A 24,646-nucleotide genomic window follows, 5' to 3' on the forward strand; every position below is an offset into this window, starting at 1 on the left:
GCGATCCTGTCATGGCGGCGATCACGTCCGGCGGCCAGGCAGGGCGGGCCGGGCCGCCGGACGCGGGTTCAGCCGGCGCGGGTCTCAGCCGGCGCGGGTCTCAGCCGGCGTGGACGATGGGCTCCTGGAGCTCGGTCACCCACTGGGTGCGGTCCTCGGGGCAGGCGAGGGAGAGCTCACGGGGCAGCCCCGTCGAGCGGTAGCCGTGGGCGTCGATCCACCGGGCCAGGGCCTGGGAGGTGGGCAGCACGTCGTCCATCGGGCCGCGGTGCACGACGGTGGCGGCGCGTTCGACGCCGGGCAGGTGGACGATCCGGAAGCCGTGGTCGGTGCCGACGTGCGCGGCGACCGGCAGCCCGGCGTGCACGGTGATGGCCCCGCCGCCCCCGGGGGCGTCCTCGTAGTAGGCGAGCCCGGGGCCGGTGGGGGCCGCCCCCGCGGCCTCCAGCAGGCCGCACAGCCGGTCGAACAGCGGGCCGATGACGGGCCCGATGTCCTGCGGCTGGAAGCTGGCCGCGGTGGCGGTCAGCTCGGCCAGGCGGAGCGGCGGCAGGCTCTTGATCACAATGTCCTCGGTGGGCATGCGTCCCTCGTTCTCGATGGTGCGGAGCCTCGCCTCGACCTGGCCCAGCCGGGCCATCGCCTCCGCGACGGCCGACTCCAGCTCCGCCCGGCGCAGCCGCAGCATCCCGCGCAGCTCCTCGGTGCCGATGTCCTCGTCGAGGAGCACCTTGACCTGGTGCAGGCTGAAGCCCAGGTCCTTGAGCGCGATGACGCGGTTGAGCCGTGCGAGCTGGCCGGCTTCGTAGTAGCGGTAGCCGCTGGCCGGGTCGGTGCGGACGGGGTGCAGCAGCCCGATGGCGTCGTAGTGGCGCAGCATGCGGACCGACACCCGCCCGTGTTTGGCGAACTCTCCGATGGTGAACATGACGCCTTCCAGTGCAGGCCCTCACACAGTGAGAGGGTCAAGCGTACGGAGACGGATGTTCGGTCCTGTGTTCAGCTGCCGCCGCTGACCTTGACGTAGTCGACCACCAGCCGCTGCGGGAAGGTGGTCGAGCCGTCCGGGTCGCCGGGCCAGTAGCCGCCGACCGCGAGATTGAGGATGAGGTAGAAGCGGTGGTCGAACACCCAGCGGTTGCCGCCCAGATCGGCGGGGGTGCGGGTCTGGTAGACGTTGCCGTCCACGGACCAGGTGATCTTGTTGGGTGACCAGTCGACCGCGAAGGTGTGGAAGCCGTCGGCGAACTTCTGCCCGTTGGGCAGGGTGTAGCCGGCGCCTATGCCGCCCGAGCCGGAGTAGCCGGGGCCGTGGATGGTGCCGTGCACGGTGCCGGGCTCGTAGCCGACGTTCTCCATGACGTCGATCTCGCCGCAGTTGGGCCAGCCGGCGCTGCCGATGTCGGTGCCGAGCATCCAGAAGGCCGGCCACATGCCCTGGCCCCGGGGCACCTTGAGCCGGGCCTCCACGCGTCCGTAGGCGGTGGTGAAGGTGCGGGCGGTGGAGAGCCGGGCGGAGGTGTACTGGCACCGGCCGTACCAGCAGTTGTAGTTGGCCGGGTTCTCCTTGCGAGCGGTGATGACCAGGTTGCCCTGGCCGTCGAGCGCGGCGTTCTTGGTGCCGTCCGTGTAGTACTGGCGCTCGTGGTTGTTGACGTTGTCGCCGGTCTCGTAGCCCCATTTGGAGCCGTCGACGGCGCTGCCGGCCGGGCCGTCGAAGGTGTCGGTGAAGGTGGCGGCCGGGGCCGGGGGGCCGGCCTCGGCGGCGGGGGCCGGCCAGGGGGCGGCGGCCAGGGCGGCGGCCGCGAGCAGTCCGGTCAGGGCGGTGCGCAGGGTTTTCCTCATGAAGCGATGGCCTTCCTGGGTGTGGGGGGCGGCCGCGCGCGGCGGCCCGCGGGGAAGGGTGCGCGGTGGGGACATCATGCCGAGCCTTGTTAAGGGCATGTCAATAGTCCGGACCAAGCATGTCAAAGAAGTTGAGACAGGAGATCGCCCCCGGCGCCATCGGTCAACAGAAGTCGAACGGGGCGCGCCGCCGGGGGGTGAGGCCCCCAGGGACTCACTCCGCCGCGCCGAACAGCGCGAGCAGGTCGCGCCGCCCGAACATGCGCGCCGTCTCCACCGCCGAGGGCGAGCCCGCCCGCGGATCGGCACCACCGGCCAGCAGCACCCGGAGCACCTCCTCCTCACCCCTGAAGGTGGCGCCCGCGATGGGTGTCCGGCCGCTCTCGTCGCCGCGGTTGGGGTCGGCCCCGCGGCGCAGCAGGGCGGATACGGCCGCGGCGTGCCCGTGGTACGCCGCGAGCATGAGGAGCGAGTCCCCCCGGTCGTCGGTGAGGTTGGCCGGGACGCCGGCGTCGACATAGGCGGCGAGCGTGTCGGTGTCCCCGTGCCGGGCCAGATCGAAGACCTTGGCGGCGAGCTGCAGCACCTCCGGGTCGTGAGCCGGCTCGGGCTCACGGTTCCGGTCATCGGTCATGACGCCTCGCCTCCGGCTTCGCTCCTGAGGGCACCACTGCCGCCCACCCTACGGAACGATCCAAAGTGGTGAATATTCCGATAATCCACCCATTTGCACCTTTTGCCGAGTGAGCACCTGACGTGACCCTGGAAGGACTCATGGTGACCGTCCCCCACCAGCCAGGAGACCGTGATGATCCTGTCCATTTCCGGCGTCGTACTGCTCGGTGTCGTCGTCTTCGTGTTCTTCCGCAAGGACGGCCTCAAGGCGTCGCACGCCGTCGTCTGCGCCCTGTTCGGCTTCTACCTCGCGAGCACCGCGATCGCTCCGAGCATCAAGGCCGGCGGCGCCAGCCTGGCCAATCTGCTGGGCGGGATCAAGATCTGACGTGCGCCGCCCACCGCTCCCCCGTGCCCTTCGCGGCGGCGGTCCGCTCGCCCGCGCCCGCGGGTTCGGCCGGGTCCGCGGCTTCTCCCGGCCGCGCGGCTTCGGCCGGGTCCGCGGCCTGGCCCGCGCCGTCGGCGACGGCGCCGCCGATGTGCTGCATCCGCTGCTCCCGCTCTGCCGGGGGCTGCGCGCCCTGTCCGCCGCCGGGCGGCGCAGATGGGCGCAGACCCCCAAGGACCGGCGCGGCCCGGCGCTCTTCCTGCTGGCCACCTGCGTGGTGGGCGTCGCGCTGCTGCCGTACGGCCCGACGCTGTCGGCCGTCGGCCTGATGGGAGCGGCGTTCTGGGCGGGGCGGAAGGGCCCCGCGAAGGACCCGGGGCCCGGCGCGGCCGGCCAGGAGCGGCTGCGGATCCTCTACGAGGCCCTGGTGCCGCACTTCTCCGCCCCGGAGGACCCCAGCCCGCTGTACGCCCACGGCGGGGAGTGGGCGCGCGCCTTCGACTCCTTCGAGTTCGACGAGAGCGGCCGGCCGGCCCGGCTGAGGCTGCGCTACCCCGCGTACTTCGCCGACGGCGACCCGGAGGCCCGGGCCCGCGTCGAGCGGCTGCTGTACGCCAAGTCGGGGCGCGGCCGCGAGTACTTCTTCGAGTGGGACGAGGAGGCCAACCAGCTGACGCTGACCGTGCTGCCCGCCCTCTCCACCGCGATCGGCGCGCAGCGCTTCGTGACCACGCCGGGCGAGACCGTCCTCGGCTTCACCGACCCCTCCTCCGTCCAGCGCACCCTGCCGGTGGTGGAGACCGCCGAGGACCCGGGCGACGACGACGTGGCGGGCGGGGACCCGGCGGGCGAGGTGCGGCGGGACGCCCCGCCGGTGGTCTGGCGCACCGGGCCGCGGTCCACCGAGCCGCACCTGCTGGCGCTCGGCCCGCCCGGCAGCGGCACCACGACCCTGCTGCGGTCCATCGCGCTGCAGGCTCTGTGCCACGGTCAGGTGCTGGTGGTGGACGGCAGCGGCACCGGCGAGTACGCGTTCCTGGGCGGCCGGGCCGGGGTGCTGGGCGTCGAGTGCGGGCTGGCCGGGACGCTGGCGACGCTGGAGTGGGCGGCGCACGAGACCGAGCGGAGGCTGATCGCGGCGAACCGGGCCCGCCAGACGGGCCACCCGCCGCCGCGGGACACCCTCCGCCCGCTGTGGCTGATCCTCGACCGGCCGACCGTGCTCAGCCAGCTCGCCGCCGCCGAGGGCCGCCACGACCCGCAGGAGCTGCTGCGGGTGCCGCTGCGGCACGGGCGGGCGGCCCAGGTGCGGGTGGTGGTGGCCGACCAGCTCGACGCCGCGGACGCGCTCGGCGAGACCGTACGGACCCACACCCCGGCCCGTGTGGTGCTGGGGCCCGCCTCCGCCGAGCAGATCCGGGCCGTGCTCGGCGCGCCCCCGCACACCACGCCGCCCCCCGAGGTGCCCCCGGGCCGCGGCTACGCACGGCTGGGCGCGGGCCCGGTGCACCGGCTGCAGGTGCCTGCCACGCCCGACCCGTACGACGAGGCGACCGGCGAGGCGCAGCGGCGGGCCGTGCTCGCGCTGCTGCCGGAGCCGGAGGCGCCCCGCAGGCCGGCCCCGGCCCCGGCGCCGGAGGCCCCGGGGCGCGTGGACGTCGTGAAGGCCGGCCCCGCGGAGGGTTAGGCCCTGTCGTCAAAGTCCCGCCTGCCCCACGACGCCTGGCACGCACGCTCGCTGCGTTGTCGGGATCGTCCGAGTAGGCCCGCCCCCAGCTATCGCTGGGAGGTGCCCCCGCGAGGACGACCCTCCGCCTTGCGATCGGGGGGCACCGCCCAGCGGTAGCTGGGGGAGCACCAGACGCCGTGGGGCCCGCCCTGCGGGCGGACGGCGCTACTTTGACGACAGGGCCTAGACCGACGTACGGGCCTCAGGCCACGTAGCTGCGCGGGACCTGGGGTTCGACGGCGGCTCCGGTGGCGACCAGGTCCACCGCGGCGGCCAGGCGGGTGGCGGCCTTCTCGGCGACCGCGCCGCCGACCGTGAAGGGCAGGCGTACGTATCCCTCGAAGGCGCCGTCGACCCCGAAGCGGGGGCCGGAGGGGACCCGCACGCCGAGCCGCTCGCCCGCCTCCGCGATGCGCGAGCCGGACAGGCCGCCGGTGCGGGCCCACAGGGTGAGCCCGCCGTGCGGCACGGTGAACTCCCAGTCGGGGAGGTGGCGCCGGACGGCGGCGACGAGCGCGTCGCGGTTCCCCCGCGCCTGCGCGCGGCGCAGCTCGACCGCCTCGTCCCAGCCTCCGGTGGCCAGCAGCCAGCCGACCGCGAGCTGTTCGACGACCGGGGTGCCCATGTCGGCGTACGCGCGGGCGGCGACCAGACTGCGGATGACGTCGGGCGCGGCGCGCACCCAGCCGATGCGCAGCCCGGCCCAGAAGGACTTGCTCGCCGAGCCGACGGTGACGACCGTGCTGCCGCCGGGGTCGAACGCGGACACCGGCGGGGGCGGCTCCACCTCCTCGTCCAGGCGCAGTTCGGCCATGGTCTCGTCGACGACGAGCAGGGTCCCGTTCGCGCGCGCCGCGTCGACGAGCTGCCGGCGCTGCTCGCCGGTGGCCAGCGAGCCGGTGGGGTTGTGGAAGTCGGCGACGACATAGGCCATGCGCGGCGCGGCGTCGCGCAGCGTCTGCCGCCAGGCCGCGATGTCCCAGCCGGCGAGCCCGGGGGCCATGGCCACGGGGACCAGCCGGGTGCCGGCCTCCCGCAGCAGCTGGAGGATGTTCGCGTAACTGGGCGACTCGACGGCGACCCGCTCGCCGTGGCGGACGAACAGCCGGCAGGTGGCGGCCACGGCGCCCATGGCCCCGGTGGTCACCATGATCTGCTCAGGCATCGTGGGGATGCCGCGGGCGGTGTAGCGGTCGGCGAGCGCCTGGCGCAGCGCGGGCAGCCCGGCGGGGTAGTCGCCGTGGGTGTGGGCGTACGGCGGGAGCTCCTCCAGGGCGCCGCGCATGGCGCGGGTCAGCCAGGGCTCGGGCGCGGGCAGGGCCGCGCAGCCCAGGTCGATCACCGAGCGGGCGACCTCCGGCGGCAGCGGGTCGAGCCCGCGGGTGGGCAGGGGGCTCCCGGCGGGCATGGCGGTCCAGCTGCCCGCCCCACGGCGCGACTCCAGGAAGCCCTCCTGGCGCAGCGCCTCGTAGGCGGCGGCCACGGTGGTCCGGCTGACGCCCAGGGCCGCCGCGAGCTCGCGCTCGGCGGGCAGCCGCGCGGCGACCGGGACCCGGCCCTCGAGGACGAGCAGCCGTACGCGGTCGGCGAGCGAACGGTAGGCGGGCACGCGCCGGCCGCCGGTGACCGAGACGATCGCCGCCGCTTCGGCGTCGCGGGTGTGTTCCGGCCCGAGCAGGCGCGCCAGCTGGGGCGCCCCCACCGCGGATGTCCACGGACTCATCAGCTGCGGTCCACCTTTCCGGAATTGGCCATGGAACTGGACTGGCCTCGGAGTACAGAGTGACATGCCACCGTCCATTGCCTCCACAGTTAAGGCCAATTCAGTTTCAAGGAGCGCTCGTTGTCCGCGTCACCGGCCGATCCCCCTTCCCCCGGCTCCCCCGACTCCCCCGGCTCCCCCGACTCCTCCGGCCCCCGGCTCAGCCGCCGCCTGGTCCACCTCTACGCCGGGCTCGTGCTGTACGGCGTGAGCATGGCGCTCCAGCTGCGCGCCGGGCTCGGGCTCGACCCGTGGGACGTGTTCCACCAGGGCGTGACCGAGCGCGTCCCGCTGTCCTTCGGCATGGTGACCGTGGTGGTCGGCGCCGCCGTGCTGCTGCTGTGGATCCCGCTGCGGCAGCGCCCCGGTCTCGGCACGGTGTCCAATGTGCTGGTGATCGGCCCCGTGGTGGACGCCACACTGTGGCTTCTTCCGGAGCTCCACTCCCTGGCCGTGCGGATCCCGCTGCTGGTGTTCGCCGTGGTGCTCAACGGCGCGGCCACCGGCCTGTACATCTCGGCGCGCTTCGGCCCCGGCCCGCGCGACGGCCTGATGACCGGACTTCACCGGCGCACCGGCCGCTCGGTGCGGCTGGTGCGGACCGCGATCGAGGTCACCGTGCTGGCGACGGGGTTCGCGCTCGGCGGGTCCGTGGGGGTCGGCACGGTGCTGTACGCGCTGGCCATCGGCCCGCTGTCGCAGTACTTCCTGCGCTTCTTCGCGCTTCCCTCGCCCGCCGATGAGCGGTCTCCGGTCGTCGCGCGGGGCGGGACACGGAGACCGATGCGTGACCGGATTTAGCCCTCGTGGGTGGGGAGCGGTAGTGTACGCCCTCGGCCTACCAGGCGGACCGTTACTGCGCGCTAAAGTACCAGAAACGCTGGGTGACATCTGCTGCCAGATGTGACAAACCGGGCGCCTGTGGGTAGAACAACGGGGCGGCACGACGGGCGACGCATGTCCCAGTACGGGAATCTTCACCGCCGACCGGACGTTGACCGGATGACGACGACAGCGACACCTGTCCTGTGGGCGACAAGCCCGGGAGGCACGATTCATGAGTGAGCGAGCTCTCCGCGGCACGCGACTCGTGGTGACCAGCTACGAGACCGACCGCGGCATCGATCTGGCCCCGCGCCAGGCGGTGGAGTACGCATGCCAGAACGGACATCGATTCGAGATGCCGTTCTCCGTGGAGGCGGAGATCCCGCCGGAGTGGGAGTGTAAGGCCTGTGGTGCCGTCGCACTCCTGGTGGACGGCGACGGTCCTGAGGAGAAGAAGGGCAAGCCCGCGCGCACGCACTGGGACATGCTCATGGAGCGGCGCACCCGCGAGGAGCTCGAGGAGGTGCTGGCCGAGCGGCTGGCTGTGCTGCGCTCCGGGGCGATGAACATCGCGGTGCATCCGCGCGACACCCGGAAGTCTGCCTGATCATGCGGCAGCACCGCATGCGGCAGCACTGACAGACACCATTTCAAGGGCCGGGGCCACTGCTGAGCAGTGGCCCCGGCCCTTGTCGACCCTTCAGTCCCTGCGCGGCTTCAGTCCCTGCGCGACGGCCGCGGGTCCCGGGGGTCCTCGTCGTCCCGGACGACCTCGCCCTGGATGACCTTGCCGTCGGGATGGCGCAGCCGGTCCTGCTCGAAGCCCGGACCGAAGCCGCCGCCCCTCGGCCCCGGGACATACCCGACCCGGCGCCGGAGCATCGCCTCCGCGCGGCCGCGCAGCAGCGCGCGCGTGGGCGGGAACAGACACACCAGCGCGGCCACGTCCGAGATCAGGCCGGGCATCATCAGCAGCAGCCCGCCCAGCATCGTGAAGCTGCTGCCCCCGCCCTCCCCCGGGTCCCGCGGCTCGGCGCCCGGCTGCATGGACCGGGAGAGGTTCTGCCAGGCCCGGCGGCCGGCGCGCTTGATCACGGCCGCGCCCACCACCACCCCGGCGAGCAGCAGCAGGAAGACCGCGAACCCGCTGGTGGCCTCCGCCACCACGGTCAGCAGCCAGATCTCGAGCACCAGCCAGGCCGCGATTCCCAGCGGCACGAAGGTGCGGGCGCGCGAGCGCTTCGGGCGGGTCGGGTTGGTCTGCTGCTCCGGGCCGGTCATCATGCTCCAAGTGTGCCCGGACCGGGGCCATGGCCGGGCTCCGGGGCCGGAGATCCGCGTGGAATCGCCCGCGGACATCCGGGTACCCGCCGCGCGACCGGCGAGTGAGCCGAAGGGGCGCGCCGCCCGCGCCGAAGGTGCTGAGGTCACCGTGAAAGGGAGGTGAGCGGGGTGCTTGAGGTGCTCGCCTGGTGGGTGGGGCTGACCGGGCTGTGGCGGGGTGACGGCGGATGGACACCGCGGGGCTGCTGCCGTTGGTGGTCGCCGTGCCGCTGCTCGGCGCGGCGGTGCTGGTCGCGGGCGGGCGGCGGCTGCCCCGGATCGTCACCGACGCCCTGGGCTGTGCCTTCGCCGCCGCCCCGGCGGCGCTGGCGCTGCTGGTGCTGGCCCGGGTCGCCGGGGGCGGGGCCGGGCCGTACGCGGTGGAGTGGGTGGGCGGCCGGCACCTGGCGGGCGGGGAGGGCGTGGGCATCGTGCTGGTCGCCGACCCTCTGGGCGCCGGGCTCGCGGCGCTGGTGTCCGTGCTGGTCGTCGCCGTACTCGGCTACTCCTGGCACTACTTCGAGGAGCCCCCGCGCCGCCACGGCGGCGCCTTCACGGCGCTGATCCTGCTCTTCCAGGCCGGGATGTGCGGCTTCGCGCTGACCGGCGACCTGTTCAACGCGTTCGTCTTCTTCGAGCTGATGGGGGTCGTGGCGTACGCGCTGACCGGCTACCGGGTGGAGGAGTCCCGGCCGGTGCACGGGGCGCTGTCCTTCGGCATCGCGAACTCCCTCGGCGGGTACTGCATGCTGCTGGGCATCACCCTGCTGTACGCCCGCACCGGCGAGCCGGGGCTCGCCCAGATCGGCCGCGCGCTGGACGGGCGCGCCCCGGACGGGCTGCTCCTGGCCGCGTTCGTGCTGGTGGCGACGGGGCTGCTGGTGAAGGCCGCCGCCGTGCCCTTCCACTTCTGGCTCCCCGACGCCCACGCGGTCGCCCCGACCCCCGTGTGCATGCTGCTGTCCGGGGTGATGGTGGAGCTCGGGGTGTACGGGGTCGCGCGGGTGTACTGGACCGTCTTCTCCGGCCCCGGCGGCGTGCCGCATCCGGATCTCACCCGCGCGCTGCTGGTCATCGGCACCCTCACGGCACTGCTGGGGGCGCTGATGTGCTGGCGGCAGCGGCACATCAAACGGCTGCTCGCGTTCTCCACCGTGGCCCACACCGGGCTGTTCCTGACCGGCGTGGCCGTGCTGTCCCCGGAGGGCGTCTCGGGCACCGCGCTGTACGTCCTGGGGCACGCGGGCGTGAAGGCGTCCCTGTTCGGGTGCGTGGGCGTGCTCCTCGACCGGTACGCCTCCGTCGACGAGCACGAGCTGTACGGCAGGGCCGGGGAGTTGCCGGTGACGGGCGTCCTGTTCACCGTGGGCGGACTCGCGCTCAGCGGGCTGCCGCCCTTCGGCACCGGGCTCGGCAAGGCCCTGGCGGAAGAGGCGGCCGGCCAGGCCGCCGGCTGGCTGCCCGCGCTGTTCGTCCTGGTCTCCGCGGTGACCGGCGGCGCGGTGCTCCGGGTCGCGCTGCGGGTCTTCGCCGGGGCCGGGCGGCCGCCGCGCGCGGCGGAGGACGGCCCCGAGACCACGGGCGAGGCGGAGCCGGAGACGGGCGGGCGGCTCCGGCGCGTCCCCGTGCCGATGCTCGCGGTGCCCGCCGCGCTGCTGGTCGGGGCGCTGGCGGTCGGCGTCCTGCCCGGGGTGGCCGCCACGGCCGAGCGGGCGGGGCGGCTGTTCACCGACGCGCGGGGCTACCGCGCCGCCGTCCTCGACGGGCGGCCGGTGGCCGCCCCGGCCGCCGTGGCCCAGCACTGGCCGACGACCGGCATCCTGCTCGGGCTGCTCTCCACGGCCCTCGCCGCCGCCCTCGCCGCCCTCGCGGTGTGGCGGCCCGCCCGCACCGGGGCGACCGCGCTGACGGCCCCGGTACGGCGGCTGCAGTCCGGCCACATCGGCGACTACGTCGCCTGGCTGGTCGTCGGCATGGCCCTGCTCACCGCCCTGACCGCCACGGGGCTCCGCTGAGCGCGGGGGCGCCCCCTGCGACAGGCCCCTAGGACGGGTCGCGCCCCAGCAGCTTGTTCGCCCGGGAGGACACGCCCCAGGTCGCGACCCGCCAGAACGCTTCGGTGACGATGTCGCGGCTCATCTTGCTGTCGCCGCGCTCGCGCTCGACGAACGTCACGGGCACCTCGATGACGTGGAAGCCCGCCTTGACCGCCCGCCAGGCCATGTCGATCTGGAAGCAGTACCCCTGGGACGCGACGGCGTCCATGCCGAGCCCCTCCAGGGTCTCCTTGCGGAAGGCGCGGAAGCCGGCCGTCACATCGCGGATCGGCACGTCCAGCAGGATCCGGGAGTACGTGCTGGCGCCGCGCGAGAGGTACTCCCGCCGCTTGGGCCAGTTGACGATGCGGCCACCGGGCACCCAGCGGGAGCCGATCACCAGGTCGGCGCCCTTGAGCGCGGTCAGCAGCCGGGGCAGTTCCTCCGGCTGGTGGGAGCCGTCGGCGTCCATCTCGACCAGCACGCCGTAGCCGTGCTCGATGCCCCAGCGGAACCCGGCGAGGTAGGCGGCGCCCAGGCCCTCCTTGCCCTTGCGGTGCAACACGTGAACGTGGTCGTCCTCGACCGCGATCTCGTCCGCGACCTTGCCGGTGCCGTCCGGGCTGTTGTCGTCGGCGACGAGCACATGCGCCTCCGGCACGGATTCCCGCACCCGCTCGACGATCGGTCTGATGTTCTCCGCCTCGTTGTAGGTCGGGATGATCACCAGCACCGTGCCCAGCGGCCCGTACTTCCGCCGCCCCCCGTCCTGGTCGGGGTTCCGCTCGGTGACGGCCGCGGCGTCGCCCTGTTCGCGAGGCGAATCTGCGGCGTCCGAGGTGCGGCGCGGCTCGTCGGCCTCGCGTGCGTCGCTCACCGCGTCATCTTGTTCGCTTCTCCGCCCGCGAGGCGAATCTGCGGCGTCCGAGGTGTGGCGCGGCTCGTCGGCCTCGCGTGCGTCGCTCACCGCGTCATCTTGTTCGCTTCTCCGCCCGCGAGGCGAATCTGCGGCGTCCGAGGTGTGGCGCGGCTCGTCGGCCTCGCGTGCGTCGCTCACCGCGTCATCTTGTTCGCTTCTCCGCCCGCGAGGCGAATCTGCGGCGTCCGAGGTGTGGCGCGGCTCGTCGGCCTCGCGTGCGTCGCTCACGGTACTTACTGCCCTTTCTCGTCCATACGTCCCCGACGGCCGATCACGAGCGCGGCCGCGCAGGAGAGAACGCCCACCATAGCGAGCACCCACTCGGGGATCGCACCGACGCGGTCGGCGACAGTCGTGCCATCGCGCAGCGGGATGCGCGCGGTGAGCACATCTTGGGTGAATTCTTTCGTCTGCTGCTCGATCGTGCCATCGGGGGCGACGACCGCGCTGATGCCGCTGGTGGCCGCGGAGACCACCGCGCGGCCGTGCTCGATGGCGCGCAGCCGGTACATCGCGAGCTGCTGCTCGGGCTGGCCGGTTCGGCCGTACGTGGCGTTGTTGGTCTGGACGACGATCATGCGGGCGCCCGCGTTGACCGTGTCCCGGACGATCTCGTCGTACGCGACCTCGAAGCAGATCACATCGCCCAGCCGGGCCGGGCCGACCCGCAGCACCCCGCTGTGGTGACCGGGGTAGAAGTCGCGCGGGACCCGCTGGAGGCGGGTGATGAACTTGCTGAGCTGGTCACGGAAGGGGACGTACTCGCCGAAGGGCACGGGGTGCTGCTTGGTGTAGGAGGCGCCGGGGCCCGTCCTGGGGTCCCAGACGATGCCCTGGTTGAGCACATAGCCCTGCTTGGTGGGGTGGTCGACCAGCGCGCCGACGAGAACCGGCACGTTGATGGCCTTCACGGCCTCGTCGATCCGCGCGTACGCCTCCCGGTACTGGAAGGGGTCGAGGTCGGAGGCGTTTTCCGGCCAAATCACCAGATCGGGCTTCTTGATCCGGCCCGCCTTCACGTCCTTCGCGAGGTCGATCGTGGCGTTGACGTGGTTGTTGAGGATCTTCATGGGGCGGCCCAGGAAGTCCATGCCGGGCTTCTGGACGTTGCCCTGGACGATCGCGATGTCCACGGCGTCGTCGGCGGCGGTGGGGATCGGCACGGCGAGCCCGGCCACGGTCACGGCCGCGGCCACGGCGACCGAGCCGCCGGCCGCCAGCGCGGCGCGCGGGCGCGGGGCGCCGCCGCGCATGCCGTACAGGGCCAGGGCCGCGGCGGCCAGCAGCGTGCCGGTCAGGGCGACGGCGAAGCTGACCAGCGGGGCGCCGCCGAGCGCGGCGAGCGGCGTGTAGGGCGAGCCGGTGTTGGCGAAGGCCAGCCGTCCCCAGGTGAAGCCGCCGAACGGCACCCGGTCGCGGACGAACTCCTCGGCGATCCACAGACAGGCCGCCCACAGCGGCCGCAGCCAGGGCACCGGGAGCCGGGAGATCAGGACGAGCCCCGCCCCCAGCGGAATGAAATAGAGCGCCTGGAGTATGGAGAGCCCCACCGTCGCGTCCCAGCCGACGACGTGCAGCCACTTCAGCAGGAAGACGAAGAACGGCAGGCCCATCGCGAAGCCCGTCCAGGCGCCCTGGCGGACCGTCCGGCCGTGGGTGAGCAGGCTCAGGGCCGCCACGGCGGCCACGGACAGCGGCCACACCCCGTACGGCGGGAAGGCGAGGGCGAGCGCGAGGCCGCACACGGCCGCGAGGGCGCTGCGGCGCGCCTCGCGGCGGGCGAGCCGGGCCAGGCGCCGCATCCGGCCGGGGCGGGGCTCCTCGGCCCGGTCCCGGCCGGGGCGGCCGGCTTCGGGACGGTCGCGCTCGGGGCGTGCCGCGGCCGGGGCGTCGGCGTCGGCGTCGGCCGGGGCGTCGGCCGGGGGAGGCGCGGCCGCGGCCTTCGGTCGCTTCCCCGGTCGGTCTTCGGCCGTGCCCGGCGGGCCGGCGTCGGCGTTGGTTTCGGTACCCGGATGCACGTGCTGCCTTCCTGCAAGTCGTGCTGTGGTGAGGTGACCGTACAACGCGGGACTCCGCGATGTGTCCCGAGGTGCGGAACGCCAGGAGGAGCCGGCCGGTTCCGCGGGGCGCCGGGGAGGTGTCGGGAACCCGCCAGGAAGCCTCGGGAAGGCGGCGGAAGCGCGGCGCGATCCCGCCGCGCGCCGCGGGGCGGTGCGTGCGGATCGGGGCCCGGCGCCCTTCGGGCCGGCCTGGGACCCGCTGGCTGCGGGTCGACCGAGAGCCGTTGTCTACTGAGCGTCCGGGCCCCTCCCGGGTCGCACCTGCCGACCCGGCGATCCCTCCCTCGCCCCCGTGCGCTGGACCTGGCTCCCAGCGGCGGCGCGCCGGTACGGCACGCCACCCCATGGCCCAGCGGCGTTCGACGACTGCGTGGAGATTCCCCGGTCGGACGTCCTGTGGTGGACTCGGCCGAACCTACCGGCCGCCGACCACACCCTGTCAACACCGGCATGACCTGCGCCGTTTCCCCAAATGAGCAGGTCAGTACGGACAGTGTTCAGCCGCCGCGACAACCCGCGGGAGCATCGTTCGGCGGTACGGCGCGGCCGTGCGTCACTCGTCCGGCCGGAGGTACACGGTCCGCCCGGCCACCACCGTGCGCACGCACACCGGGAGTTGGGCGCCCGGGGTGAGGTCGGGCAGCCCCGGCGTCCCCGAGCGCGGATCGGTCGACCAGCCGGCGAGGCGGGTGTCGGGCACCTGTACGACGAGCTCCCCGGTGCGCCAGACCGCGTAGTCGGCGGGCGCGCCGGGCACCAGGACGCCCGCGTCGTCGCGCCCGATGGCCCGCCAGCCGCCTCGGGTGTGGGCGGTGAAGGCGGCGCGGGCGGAGACGCGGTGCTCGGGGGTGCGGTGGAAGGCGGCGGCGCGGACGGTGCCCCAGGGGTCGAGCGGGGTGACCGGGCTGTCGGAGCCGAGCGCCAGGGGCACGCCGGCGCGCAGCAGCGCGGCGTACGGGTTGAGGGTGCGCGCCCGCTCCGGTCCGAGCCGCTGCGCGTACATGCCGGTCTCGCCGCCCCAGGCGGCGTCGAAGGCGGGCTGGACGGAGGCGGTGAGGCCCAGTTCGGCGAAGGCGGCGATGGTGTCGGGGGTGAGCATCTCGGCGTGCTCGACGCGATGGCGGGCGGCGCGGACGCGGGCCGGGCCGACCTTGTCGGCGGCCGCCCGTACGCCCTCCACGACGGCGGTCACGGCGGCGTCGCCGATGGCGTGGAAGCCGGCCTGCAGCCCGGCCTCGGTGCAGGCGATGACGTGGGCGGCGATCGCGGCGGCGTCCAGGTGGGCGGTGCCGGTGTGCGGCGCGTCGGCGTACGGCTGGTGCAGATGCGCGGTGTGCGAGCCGAGCGAGCCGTCGGCGAAGAGGTCGCCGGCCGCGCCGAGGGCGCCGAGGTCGCGCACCTTGTCCAGGTCGGCGACGCTCGCGGCGGGCTCGGCCCAGTAGCCGAAGACGCGCGGGCCAGGCTCCTCGGCGGCCAGCCGCAGCAGCCCGGTGAGGTCGTCCTCGCCGGAGATGTCGGGGCCCGCGCACTCGTGGACCGAGCCGATGCCGAGGGAGGCGGCCCGGGCCAGGGCGGCGCGCTGGGCGTCGGCGCGCTGCCGGGCGGTCACGGCGGCGTGGGCGGCGGCGCGCACGGCGTGGTGGGCGGCGCCGGTCAGCGGCGCGTCGGGACGGTATCCGGCCAGCCCGGCGATGTCCGGAACCAGGTCGAGCACGGCGGTCGTGACGACGGCCGAGTGCACGTCGACGCGGGTGAGGTAGAGCGGGCGGCCCCCGGTGGCCTCGTCGAGCTCGGCGCGCGTGGGCGGCCGCCCCTCGGGCCAGGCGCTGGCGTCCCAGCCGTGGCCGAGCAGGATCCGGTCGTCGGGGTGGGCCTCCGCGTACGCCCGCACCCGGCCGAGCGCGTCGGCGAGCGTGCGGGCGCCCGCCAGGTCGAGGCCGGTGAGGGCCAGGCCGGTGGCGGTGGTGTGCACATGCGCGTCGGTGAACGCGGGCGTGACCAGCGCCCCGTCGAGGTGGACCACCTCGTCCACGCCGTCGGCGAAGCTGTCCGCGGCGCCCTCGGAGCCGACCCAGGCGACGGTGCCCCGCTCGACGACCATGGCGGTGGCGAACGGGTCGGCGGGGCTGTGCACCTCGCCGCCGCGGAGCAGGACGGTGCGGCCTTCGGCCGGGGCGGGTGTGGGGTCGTTCACGGCGGGCTGCCTCGCGGGGTTCGGGGTCGGGCGTACGGTACGCCCCTCAGTCTCGCCCTTCCGCGCGGCCGGCCCGCACAAGGGGGTGCGCGGCGCGCTCAGACCCGGGGCGGGCGGGCCTCGTAGGGCGTGGAGAGCACGACGGTGGTGCGGGTGGAGACCCCGGCCAGCGAGCGGATCCGGCTGAGCAGGTTCTCCAGCTCCAGCGGCGTGGCGACGCGCACCTTGAGGATGTAGTTCTCGTCCCCGGCCACGCTGTGGCACGCCTCGATCTCGGGCACGTCGGCCAGCCGTTCGGCGATGTCGTCGGGCGCGCTGGGGTCGAAGGGTTTGACGGAGATGAACGCGGTGAGGGGCAGGCCGACGGCCTCCGGGTCCACGACGGCCGCGTAGCCGCGGATGACGCCCCGCTGTTCGAGCCGGCGCACGCGCTGGTGCACCGCCGAGGTGGACAGGCCGGTGGCCTTGCCCAGGTCGGTGTAGCTCATCCGCCCGTCCTTGACGAGCAGTTCCACGATCTGTCTGTCCAGCTCCTCCACAGCCGCTCACCCTATGGTGTCGGGGACGGTCCGGCCCAGTCGGCCGCCCGCTGTGAACCAGCCAGGGACATACACCCATGTTCGCAGCATCTGCACCGGGCATGTGACGAACGCCACATACATTCGCCGGGGTCCCGGGGAGTGCCGCGATTACCCGCGTAGTGCCGCGGGAAATGCTTGCTGTGGTCGAGGCCGACGAGCCTGGCCAGGCCGAGGCCGACGAGCCCGGCCGTCCCATTCCGAGGGGGAAACTCATGCCCTATTTGGAGCGCCTCGACGAAGGCGACAACGATACGGACGAGACCTACGAGATCTTCCGGGTCATCTGCCCGGACTGCGCTCGTCCGATCGCCCTGCTGGCGGACGAGGACGTGCTTCCCGAGCACGCGCTGTGCCCGTCCCCGTGGAACCCGTTCGGACTCACGGTCTGCCCCGGCACCGGGCGCGGGGTGGCGGACGCCTCCGCCGCCGACGCGTCGCTGGACGCGTCGGAGCAGGACGCGGCGCTCCTGCTGACGCTGCCGGAGACGCTGGACTGGCGGATGCAGCCGTTCTCGCACATCGGCGGCCCCGGGTCGCAGCCGATCCGGATGCCCGGCCTGCGCCGCCGCCGGCCGTCGTCGCGGGCCCAGGAGTCCCGGGCCTGAGGTTCCCGGGCCCAGGAATCCAGGCCCGCGAATCAGCCGCTCACCGAGGGGGCCCGGCGCGCCGCGCCCCCACTGGCGTGAGCCTCACTTCCCCACCGCGCCGCCTCAGCCGCTCTCCGGCCCCGCGAGATGGCGGGCGATCACCACGCGCTGGATCTGGTTGGTGCCCTCCACGATCTGCAGCACCTTGGCCTCCCGCATGTAGCGCTCGGCCGGGAAGTCCGCGGTGTAGCCGTAGCCGCCCAGCAGTTGGACGGCGTCCGTGGTGACCTGCATGGCGGTGTCGGTGCAGAACAGCTTGGCCATCGCCGCCTGCTTGGAGAACGGCCTGCCCGCGTCGCGCAGCCGCGCGGCCGCGAGGTAGAGGGCGCGTCCGGCCTCGATCCGGGTGGCCATGTCGGCGAGCATGAAGCGCAGCCCCTGGAAGTCCGCCACGGGCCGGCCGAACTGCCGCCGCTGGGTGGTGTAGGCGAGCGCCTCGTCCAGCGCCGCCTGGGCGACGCCGATCGCGCAGGCCGCGATGCCGAGGCGGCCCGCGTCCAGGGCGGACAGCGCTATGGCGAAGCCCTGACCCTCCTCGCCGATGCGGCGCGCGTCGGGCACCCGGACGCCTTCGAGGTGGATCTGGGCGGTGGGCGAGCCCTTCATGCCCATCTTGCGCTCGGGGGTGGCGGCGGAGAGCCCGGGGGCGTCGCCGGGGACGAGGTAGGCGGTGATGCCCCGGGTGCGGTCGGATCCGCTGCGCGCCATGACGGTGTAGAAGTCGGCGATGCCGCCGTGGGTGATCCAGGCCTTGGTGCCGTCCAGGGCCCAGGTGTCGCCCTCGCGGGTGGCGCGGGTGGTGAGCCCGGCCGCGTCGGAGCCGGACGAGGGCTCGGACAGGCAGTAGGCGCCCAGCAGCCCGCCGCCCAGCATGGCGGGCAGGTGCTCGGCGATCTGCTCCTTGGTGCCGTAGTGGGCGAGCGCGTGGCAGGCGAGGGTGTGCACGCTGACGCCGAGGCCCACGGTGAGCCGGGCCGCGGCCAGCTCCTCGAGCACCTGAAGGTAGACCTCGTACGGCTGCTCCCCGCCGCCGTACTCCTCGGGGTACACCAGCCCCAGCAGCCCGGACCGCGACAGCAGGGTGAACAGCTCGCGCGGGAAGCGTCCGGCGGCCTCCTCCTCGGCCGCGTGCGGCCTGATCTCCCGCTCGATCACCTCGCGGACCAGCGAGATCAGATCCCGGGCCTCTTCGGTGGGCAGTTCCCGCTCCACCGGCTGCGGTCCGTGGTCGGTCATGACGGCGCTCCTCTCCCTGTCGGGCGCTGCGGCGGCGCGGCGCCGGGGGTGTGGCGGCGCCGCCGGGGTGCGTGCTGCCGGGCGGGCGGGGCCGCTCCGTCGGGTCGCGAACGGGGCGTGACCTGCGCCGTGGCGGTTGGAGTATGCCCGATCCGAGGCCCCGCGTCACCGATTGGTGGATCTTCAACCGAGTTCGTCGAGCGGTGAGCAAATTGGTCCAAACCATTGACCGCACTGGTCTAGTCCTTCTACGGTGCTCCCACCACGCCCTACGCGTTCATGTCAAGTCAGGGGCGGGTCGTCAGCAGCACCACTTCCCCTCACCCCCACGGAGGAGAATCCATGCGCAGACCTCGCGGAATCCGCGGACTGCTCGCCGCCCTCGCGGCGCTGTGTACGGCGGTACTGGCCGCCACGATGCTCGCCGGCCCGGCCGCCGCCGGGGAACCCGGGACGAAGGCCGCGAAGGCCGGCACCACGCCGGAGGCGAAGGCCGGTCCGACGGCGGGCACGAAGGCCGCCGCGGGCAACAAGGTGGTCGGCTACTTCACCGAATGGGGCATCTACCAGCGCAACTACCACGTCAAGAACATCCAGACCTCCGGATCCGCCGCCAAGCTCACCCACATCAACTACGCCTTCGGCAATGTCACCGGCGGAAAGTGCGCCATCGGTGACGCCTACGCCGACTACGACAAGGCCTACGACGCGGCGAGCAGCGTGGACGGCGTCGCCGACACCTGGGACGCGGGCGCGCTGCGCGGCAACTTCAACCAGCTGCGCAAGCTCAAGAAGCTGCACCCGAACCTGAAGGTGCTGTGGTCCTTCGGCGGCTGGACCTGGTCCTCCGGGTTCGCCGAGGCCGCCAGGAACCCCGCCGCCTTCGCCCAGTCCTGCTACAACCTGGTCGAGGACCCGCGCTGGGCCGATGTCTTCGACGGGATCGACATCGACTGGGAGTACCCCAACGCCTGCGGCAACACCTGCGACAGCAGCGGCCGGGCCGCCTTCAAGAACCTGATGGCCGCCCTGCGCGCCAAGTTCGGCAGCGGCAACCTGGTGACGGCCGCGATCACCGCGGACGCGTCCTCCGGCGGCAAGATAGACGCCGCCGACTACGCCGGCGCCGCGCAGTACGTCGACTGGTACAACCCGATGACCTACGACTTCTTCGGCGCGTGGGCGGCCCAGGGCCCGACCGCCCCGCACTCCCCGCTCACCTCCTACAGCGGCATCCCCACGCAGGGCTTCAACACCGACGCCGCGATCAGCAAGCTCAAGGGCCTCGGCATCCCGGCCTCGAAGCTGCTGCTGGGCATCGGCTTCTACGGCCGAGGCTGGACCGGGGTCACCCAGAGCGCCCCGGGCGGGACGGCAACCGGCCCGGCCCCCGGCACGTACGAGGCGGGCATCGAGGACTACAAGGTGCTCAAGAACTCCTGCCCGGCGACCGGCACGGTCGCGGGGACGGCGTACGCGAAGTGCGGCAGCCAGTGGTGGAGCTACGACACCCCCTCCACCATCGCCGGGAAGATGGCCTACAAGCAGCAGCAGGGCCTCGGCGGCACCTTCTTCTGGGAGCTGAGCGGCGACACGTCGAACGGTGAGCTGATCAAGTCCATCAACTGACGCCCGGCGCGCACCCCACCGACCGGCGCGCCCGTCGGAAAGCAGCGGAAGGCAAGAGGTCCGGGGGCCGGAATTCCGGCCCCCGGACCCCCGTTTTCCGCGGCCACCGTCCCGGTAGCCGCAGGACGGGGCGGCGTGCGAGCCTGAGACCGTCCCCATCAGGAGGCGGAGGTCCCGGTGCCCTGGAGGGAGCGCACCCGCGCGTACACGAGCCGTGTCTTCCCGGTGCTGCTCGTCTATCTCGCGCTGATCGTCGTGATCGACTCCATCACCCCCCGCTCGCTCCGGCTGGACGTCTTCGCCGCCCTGGCCCCGCTCATCGCCGCCGCCGTCTGCACCTACCGTCAGACGCTCGTGCTCGGCCTGCTCGACCTGGTCGTCATGGCCATCACCCACGGCGTCATCCCCGACAGCCTGGTCCCCCTCAACCGCGTCGCCTCCGTCCTCGGCAACACCCTCATGGTCGGCGCGAGCATCGCCGTCGCCCGGCTGCTGCGGGACCGCGAGGAGCTGCTGGCGCAGGTCCGCGCCACCGGAGAGGCGGCCCAGCGGGCCCTGCTGCGCGAGCTGCCGCTGCGCAGCGGTGACATGGTCGTGGACGGGTTCTACGTCTCCTCGCAGCAGGGCGCGCTGGTCGGCGGCGACATCTACGAGGTGGTCGACACGCCGTACGGGCCCCGGGTGCTGATCGGCGATGTGCAGGGCAAGGGGCTGCGCGCCCTGGGGGCCGGGGCGGCGGTGCTGACCTCGTTCCGGGAGGCCGCGTACCACCTGCGGAGCCTCAGCGGCGGGGTGAATGCCATGGAGGTGGGGCTGCGGCGCTACAACTCCGCGCACCGGCGGGACCGGGACGCGAACGGGAACGGAAGTGCGGACGGGGACGGGGGCGGGGACGGGGGTGGGAGCGAGGGGGAGGGGGCGGAGGAGCGGTTCGTGACGGCCTTGGTGTTCGGCCTGGAGTGGGCGGACTCCGGCCCCGCTGGTTCCGAGGTCCCGGCGGATGGCGGCGCCCCGGACCCCGCGGACACGGTGTGGCTGGTGCTGATCGACTGCGGGCACGTCCGGCCGTATCTGCTCCAGGCCGACGGCACGGTCAGCGAGCTGGAGCCGCCGGAGCCCGGTCTGCCGCTCGGCCTCGGCGACCTGATGGGCACCCCGCGCCCCATCCAGCGCGTCCCCATCCGCCCCGACACCCGGGTCTTCGCCTGTACGGACGGGGTGACCGAGGCCCGCTGCCCGGCGGGCGAGTTCTACCCGCTGGCCGACCGCCTGGGCGGCTGGGCCTCGCTGCCGACCCCCGAGCTGCTGCGCCGGCTGAGGGAGGACCTCGACGCCCACACCAAGGGGCGGCTCCAGGACGACGCGGCGGCGCTCGTCCTGGAGCACGTCCCCGGCCAGCGCGTCCCCGGCCGAGCGGGGCTCCCCGGCGCCGGGGAGCCCGGCTAGCGGGAGCCCACCGGCTCGGGCATCGCGACGCGGGCCGGCGGGGCCGCGCGGCCCGGTTCGGCCGCGCCGGAAGCCACCCGCTCCGCCGTCGCCAGCTGCTCGATCAGCGCCTCGCGGGCGCGCGCCACCCGGGAGCGGATCGTGCCCACGGGACAGCCGGCGACGAGCGCCGCCTCGGCGTACGGCAGGCCGAGCAGCTGCGTGAGGACGAACGCCTCGCGCCGGTCGTACGGCAGCAGGGCGAGCAGCTGGGACAGGGCCACCCCCTCGTCGAAGCCGGTGTCCGGGAGCCCCCGGCGCGCGGCCCGCTCGGCCGCCGCCTGCCAGTCGTCGGTGTCCGACAGCCGCGGCCGGGCCGCGTTGTGGCGCAGCCGGTCCACGACCGCCCGGCGGGCGATCGACAGCAGCCAGGTGCGCGCCGAGGATCTGCCCTGGAAGCGGGGCAGGCCGCGCAGCGCCCGCAGATAGGTCTCCTGGACGAGGTCGTCGGCCGCGTTCGGGTCGTCGCTCAGCCGGTGGACGTACCGCCACACGTCGCGCCGGGTGGCGCGTACGAAGCGGTCCACGGCCTCCAGGTCCCCGCCGCGGGCGGCGAGCGCCCAGGACGTCAGGGTCTCGTCGTCGCGGTCAGGCATCGCGGCCCTCCGCGCCGGCGGGGGCGGCATCGGGGACCATGAGGGGGTGGTCTGTGCTCAGTTCAGGGTCGCCGTGTCGGCCCGTGTCGACGGCGAGGCGCCGCCGCCGGAGGTCCCGGACGCGGCGCTCGACGCCCATCTGATGGAGTGCCCGGAGTGCCGCCGCTGGGGTGAGCGGGCCCGGCGGCTGCGGGAGCTCGCGGCCCGTCTCGACGGCGAGGCCGCCGGTCATGGCGGACCGTGAGAGCCGGGAGCCGGGGTAGCCGCACCCGGGCGGCGGGGGTACGGGCGGTCGGGACACGGGGGGTCTTCCCGCGCGCCGCCGGGAGACGCGCGGTGGGGATACGGGCCATCGGGCCGGGCGCCGTCGTGGCGCGGCGGCCGGTGTGCGGGCAGGGGTCATCGCCTGCGGTCCTTCCTGGGGTCCGGGCGGCCGTCGGCCGTCCGGTGTCGTGGTGGGCCTGGAGGCCGCCGTCCGTCAGCGGACGGCGGCGGCCCCGGGCGGCGGACCACGGGTGGCGATGACATGCGCGAGCAGCAGCCGCCGCAGCCGCTGACAGCCGCCGTGGCGGGCGGCGCGGACGCGGGGCCGCCCGGGCACGCGCGGCGGGCCGTACAGCAGGGTCAGCAGGGGCGCGAACAGCCCGACCGCCAGGGCCCGCAGCAGCCGGAACGCGGCCTGTTCCCCGCCGGAGAGCCACATGCCGCACAGCAGGGCGGCCAGCAGGTGCGCGGACCACATGCCGAGCGCGCCGTGGCCCTCGCCGCCGGGAAGAGGCGCCGCGGCCATGGCGTGGTGGGCGTGGGCGTGGGCATGGTCCATGAGGTGGGCGTGCCCGGACCCGTGGGCCGCCATCGGCATGGTCATGGGCATGTGCGTCGGCGCCGCGCCGGGCGCCCCCGGAGCGGCCATGGCGCCCTGGGCGAGGGTGAACGCGACGTGGAGCGCGGTCTGCGCGCCCACGGTCGCGGCGACGACCACCAGCGGGCCGCGCTCGCGCCCCGCCAGGCACCAGGCCGGCCCGCCGGTGGCCGGCACGGCGGCGGCGATCACCCACCAGGGGACGGCGGCCCCGGACATCAGGGCGTGTCCGAGCGCGGCGAGCAGCACACAGACCGCTGCGAACACCGCGGCTCGCAGCGCCCGCAGTACGTGGCCCGCTTCCATGACGCCCTCATCGTCGCACCCGCGTCTCGCCTGCCGCCGCCAGGGGCGCGGAAGTTGAGCAAGACGCGCGTGCCGCGGGGCGCTCCCGGCTCTTGCGGGCCGGCCCGCGCGCGGGAGAGGCTGAGGAACGGGGGAGGCCGGGGCCGCTCGGCTCTCCCGTGCCGCCCGTCGCCGACCTGCCCGTCCGTGACCTCGAGTGAGGACCCTTGGTCAATCCCTGGCTGGCGATGGCGTCGGACGCGGATCCGGCGGAGCGCGTCCGCGCGGTGCGCCGCGCCCATGAGGCGTTTCTGACCGAGGGGGCGGTCTCGCCGGCCGTCCGCCCGGTGGTGGCGGAGTCCTGGCGGCGCTCGGCCCGGGCGCGGGTGGCCCAGGAGCGCCTGGCGCCGATCGACCTGGCGGACGCCGAGCTGGAGGCGTACCGCGCCGAGCACCCGCTGGCCCGGGTGATGCCGCTGTTCCGCGAGCTGCTGGGCGGTATCGCCCACGACGGCGCGCATCTGCTGGCGGTCTGCGACGAGCAGGGGCGCATGCTGTGGGTGGAGGGGCACGCGGGGGTGCGGCACCGGGCCGAGCGGATGAACTTCGTGGCGGGGGCGCGCTGGGACGAGCGGCACGCGGGCACCAACGCGCCGGGCACGGCGCTCACCCTCGACCACGCGGTGCAGATCTTCGCCGCCGAGCACTACAACCGCACGGTGCAGCCCTGGACCTGCGCCGCCGCCCCGGTGCACGACCCGCACACCGGGCGGCTGCTGGGCGCGGTGGACATCACCGGCGGCGACCACCTGGCGGCCCCGCACACCCTGGCCCTGGTCCAGGCGACCGCGCGGGCCGCCGAGGCCCAGCTGGCGGCCGAGGCGCCGCGCGCGGCGGGCCCGCGGACGCGCCTGGTGGCGCTGGGGCGCGACGAGGCGCTGCTGCTGACCGGCGGGCGGCGGCTGCGGCTCGGGCCGCGGCACAGCGAGATCATGGTGCTGCTGGCCGCCCACCCGGAGGGTCTGAGCGGCGACCGGCTGGCCCTGGAGCTGTACGGGGAGCGGGCCGACCGGCGCTCCCCGGTCACCCTGCGCGCGGAGCTGTCGCGGCTGCGGCGCCTGGTGGGGCCGCTGCTGGGCTCGCGCCCCTACCGGCTGTGCGCGCCGGTGGGGGCCGATGTGGCGGAGGTGGCGCGGGAGTTGGCGGCCGGGAACACGCAGGCGGCGGCGCGCGCGTACGCCGGGCCTCTGCTGCCGCTGTCGGAGGCGCCCGGGGTGTGCCGGATGCGCGGGATCCTGGAGGACGACATGCGGCGCGCCGTACTGGCCCGCGGCGAGGTGGGGTTGCTGCGCTGGTGGACCCGGGCGCCGTGGGGCGAGGAGGACCTGGAGGCGGCCGAGGCCCTGCTGGCGGCCCTCCCGGCGCACGCGCCGGGCCGGGCGGCCCTGGTCCCCCGCGTGCGGCGGCTGCGCGCGGCGTACGGACTCGGCCCCCTCTGACCCCGGCCCCCTCTGACCCTTGGCCCTCTCTGGCCCCAGCCCTCTCTGACCCCCAGCCCCCTCTGACCCTTGGCCCTCTCTGGCCCCAGCCCTCTCTGACCCCCAGCCCCCTCTGACCCCGGCCCCCTCT

Annotated in this window: 21 protein-coding genes and 1 pseudogene; 10 read left to right on the top strand and 12 right to left on the bottom strand. The window is 74.5% G+C overall.

The genetic code is table 11. The features are described 5' to 3' along the window. Positions 1 to 100 precede the first annotated feature (100 nt). The 3 genes and pseudogenes from ABFY07_RS37300 to ABFY07_RS37310 form a co-directional block, all read right to left on the bottom strand. Positions 101 to 928: a MerR family transcriptional regulator gene (locus tag ABFY07_RS37300; RefSeq protein ID WP_065966339.1), complete on the bottom strand. Its 828-nt coding sequence runs from the start codon at positions 926 to 928 to the stop codon at positions 101 to 103. Positions 929 to 1,011: 83 nt separating this feature from the next. After that, positions 1,012 to 1,845, bottom strand: a pseudogene (locus tag ABFY07_RS37305) (glycoside hydrolase family 16 protein); the annotation flags it as partial. 214 nt (positions 1,846 to 2,059) lie between these two features. Further along, a complete protein-coding gene (locus ABFY07_RS37310; protein WP_346178737.1) occupies positions 2,060 to 2,479 on the bottom strand; it encodes an ankyrin repeat domain-containing protein in 420 nt (139 codons plus the stop codon). A gap of 174 nt (positions 2,480 to 2,653) precedes the next feature. Between ABFY07_RS37310 and ABFY07_RS37315 the strand changes: the two genes are divergently transcribed. Both ABFY07_RS37315 and ABFY07_RS37320 read left to right on the top strand, forming a co-directional pair. Then, positions 2,654 to 2,848, top strand: coding sequence for a hypothetical protein (locus ABFY07_RS37315; RefSeq protein WP_065966334.1), 195 nt, complete (start codon positions 2,654 to 2,656; stop codon positions 2,846 to 2,848). A 1-nt stretch (position 2,849) separates the two neighbouring features. Beyond that, positions 2,850 to 4,535 carry an ATP-binding protein gene (locus tag ABFY07_RS37320; protein ID WP_346178738.1) on the top strand — a complete coding sequence of 562 codons (1,686 nt, stop codon included), beginning with the start codon at positions 2,850 to 2,852 and terminating at the stop codon, positions 4,533 to 4,535. Between the two features lie 244 nt (positions 4,536 to 4,779). Here ABFY07_RS37320 and ABFY07_RS37325 read toward each other — a convergent pair whose 3' ends face one another. Beyond that, on the bottom strand, positions 4,780 to 6,300 hold the full coding sequence (locus ABFY07_RS37325) for an SCO1417 family PLP biosynthesis transcription factor (RefSeq protein ID WP_346178739.1): 1,521 nt from the start codon (positions 6,298 to 6,300) through the stop codon (positions 4,780 to 4,782). Positions 6,301 to 6,420: 120 nt separating this feature from the next. Here ABFY07_RS37325 and yczE point away from each other — a divergent pair, with 120 nt between their 5' ends. After that, positions 6,421 to 7,140, top strand: coding sequence for a membrane protein YczE (gene yczE, locus ABFY07_RS37330; RefSeq protein WP_428837073.1), 720 nt, complete (start codon positions 6,421 to 6,423; stop codon positions 7,138 to 7,140). Positions 7,141 to 7,396: 256 nt separating this feature from the next. Next, on the top strand, positions 7,397 to 7,771 hold the full coding sequence (locus ABFY07_RS37335; protein ID WP_065966324.1) for an RNA polymerase-binding protein RbpA: 375 nt from the start codon (positions 7,397 to 7,399) through the stop codon (positions 7,769 to 7,771). Positions 7,772 to 7,881: 110 nt separating this feature from the next. On the opposite strand, the gene fxsA is transcribed toward ABFY07_RS37335, so the two are convergent. Next, complete coding sequence (gene fxsA / locus ABFY07_RS37340; protein ID WP_346178751.1) at positions 7,882 to 8,445, bottom strand: FxsA family membrane protein; 564 nt, start codon at positions 8,443 to 8,445, stop codon at positions 7,882 to 7,884. A 230-nt stretch (positions 8,446 to 8,675) separates the two neighbouring features. Between fxsA and ABFY07_RS37345 the strand changes: the two genes are divergently transcribed. Further along, positions 8,676 to 10,502: a complex I subunit 5 family protein gene (locus tag ABFY07_RS37345; RefSeq protein WP_346178740.1), complete on the top strand. Its 1,827-nt coding sequence runs from the start codon at positions 8,676 to 8,678 to the stop codon at positions 10,500 to 10,502. Between the two features lie 28 nt (positions 10,503 to 10,530). Here ABFY07_RS37345 and ABFY07_RS37350 read toward each other — a convergent pair whose 3' ends face one another. The 4 genes from ABFY07_RS37350 to ABFY07_RS37365 form a co-directional block, all read right to left on the bottom strand. After that, entirely contained in the window at positions 10,531 to 11,265 is a 735-nt protein-coding gene (locus tag ABFY07_RS37350) for a polyprenol monophosphomannose synthase (RefSeq protein ID WP_065966392.1), read from the bottom strand. Positions 11,266 to 11,675: 410 nt separating this feature from the next. Next, positions 11,676 to 13,460, bottom strand: coding sequence for an apolipoprotein N-acyltransferase (lnt, locus tag ABFY07_RS37355; RefSeq protein ID WP_428837074.1), 1,785 nt, complete (start codon positions 13,458 to 13,460; stop codon positions 11,676 to 11,678). A 595-nt stretch (positions 13,461 to 14,055) separates the two neighbouring features. Continuing rightward, a complete protein-coding gene (locus ABFY07_RS37360) occupies positions 14,056 to 15,696 on the bottom strand; it encodes an amidohydrolase (RefSeq protein WP_346178741.1) in 1,641 nt (546 codons plus the stop codon). A gap of 98 nt (positions 15,697 to 15,794) precedes the next feature. Then, on the bottom strand, positions 15,795 to 16,235 hold the full coding sequence (locus tag ABFY07_RS37365) for an Lrp/AsnC family transcriptional regulator (RefSeq protein WP_065966312.1): 441 nt from the start codon (positions 16,233 to 16,235) through the stop codon (positions 15,795 to 15,797). 254 nt (positions 16,236 to 16,489) lie between these two features. Here ABFY07_RS37365 and ABFY07_RS37370 point away from each other — a divergent pair, with 254 nt between their 5' ends. Continuing rightward, a complete protein-coding gene (locus ABFY07_RS37370; protein WP_104531418.1) occupies positions 16,490 to 16,882 on the top strand; it encodes a hypothetical protein in 393 nt (130 codons plus the stop codon). Between the two features lie 105 nt (positions 16,883 to 16,987). On the opposite strand, the gene ABFY07_RS37375 is transcribed toward ABFY07_RS37370, so the two are convergent. Beyond that, positions 16,988 to 18,160: an acyl-CoA dehydrogenase family protein gene (locus ABFY07_RS37375; RefSeq protein ID WP_346178742.1), complete on the bottom strand. Its 1,173-nt coding sequence runs from the start codon at positions 18,158 to 18,160 to the stop codon at positions 16,988 to 16,990. 342 nt (positions 18,161 to 18,502) lie between these two features. Here ABFY07_RS37375 and ABFY07_RS37380 point away from each other — a divergent pair, with 342 nt between their 5' ends. Together ABFY07_RS37380 and ABFY07_RS37385 are read left to right on the top strand one after the other, a co-directional pair. Further along, positions 18,503 to 19,789 carry a glycoside hydrolase family 18 protein gene (locus ABFY07_RS37380; RefSeq protein ID WP_346178743.1) on the top strand — a complete coding sequence of 429 codons (1,287 nt, stop codon included), beginning with the start codon at positions 18,503 to 18,505 and terminating at the stop codon, positions 19,787 to 19,789. Positions 19,790 to 19,966: 177 nt separating this feature from the next. Further along, positions 19,967 to 21,235 (top strand): PP2C family protein-serine/threonine phosphatase, encoded by a 1,269-nt coding sequence (locus ABFY07_RS37385; protein ID WP_346178744.1) that lies wholly within the window; start codon positions 19,967 to 19,969, stop codon positions 21,233 to 21,235. Here ABFY07_RS37385 and ABFY07_RS37390 read toward each other — a convergent pair. Continuing rightward, complete coding sequence (locus tag ABFY07_RS37390; protein WP_346178745.1) at positions 21,232 to 21,870, bottom strand: sigma-70 family RNA polymerase sigma factor; 639 nt, start codon at positions 21,868 to 21,870, stop codon at positions 21,232 to 21,234. The genes ABFY07_RS37385 and ABFY07_RS37390 overlap by 4 nt on opposite strands. 46 nt (positions 21,871 to 21,916) lie before the next feature. Here ABFY07_RS37390 and ABFY07_RS37395 point away from each other — a divergent pair, with 46 nt between their 5' ends. Beyond that, entirely contained in the window at positions 21,917 to 22,114 is a 198-nt protein-coding gene (locus ABFY07_RS37395; RefSeq protein ID WP_346178746.1) for a zf-HC2 domain-containing protein, read from the top strand. 234 nt (positions 22,115 to 22,348) lie between these two features. On the opposite strand, the gene ABFY07_RS37400 is transcribed toward ABFY07_RS37395, so the two are convergent. Then, positions 22,349 to 23,038, bottom strand: a complete 690-nt coding sequence (locus tag ABFY07_RS37400; protein ID WP_346178747.1) for a hypothetical protein — start codon at positions 23,036 to 23,038, stop codon at positions 22,349 to 22,351. Positions 23,039 to 23,244: 206 nt separating this feature from the next. Here ABFY07_RS37400 and ABFY07_RS37405 point away from each other — a divergent pair, with 206 nt between their 5' ends. Beyond that, complete coding sequence (locus tag ABFY07_RS37405) at positions 23,245 to 24,516, top strand: GAF domain-containing protein (RefSeq protein WP_346178748.1); 1,272 nt, start codon at positions 23,245 to 23,247, stop codon at positions 24,514 to 24,516. Positions 24,517 to 24,646: the final 130 nt, after the last annotated feature.

The sequence above is a fragment of the Streptomyces sparsogenes subsp. cuspidosporus genome (assembly GCF_039532705.1).
GTDB lineage: Bacteria > Actinomycetota > Actinomycetes > Streptomycetales > Streptomycetaceae > Streptomyces > Streptomyces sparsogenes.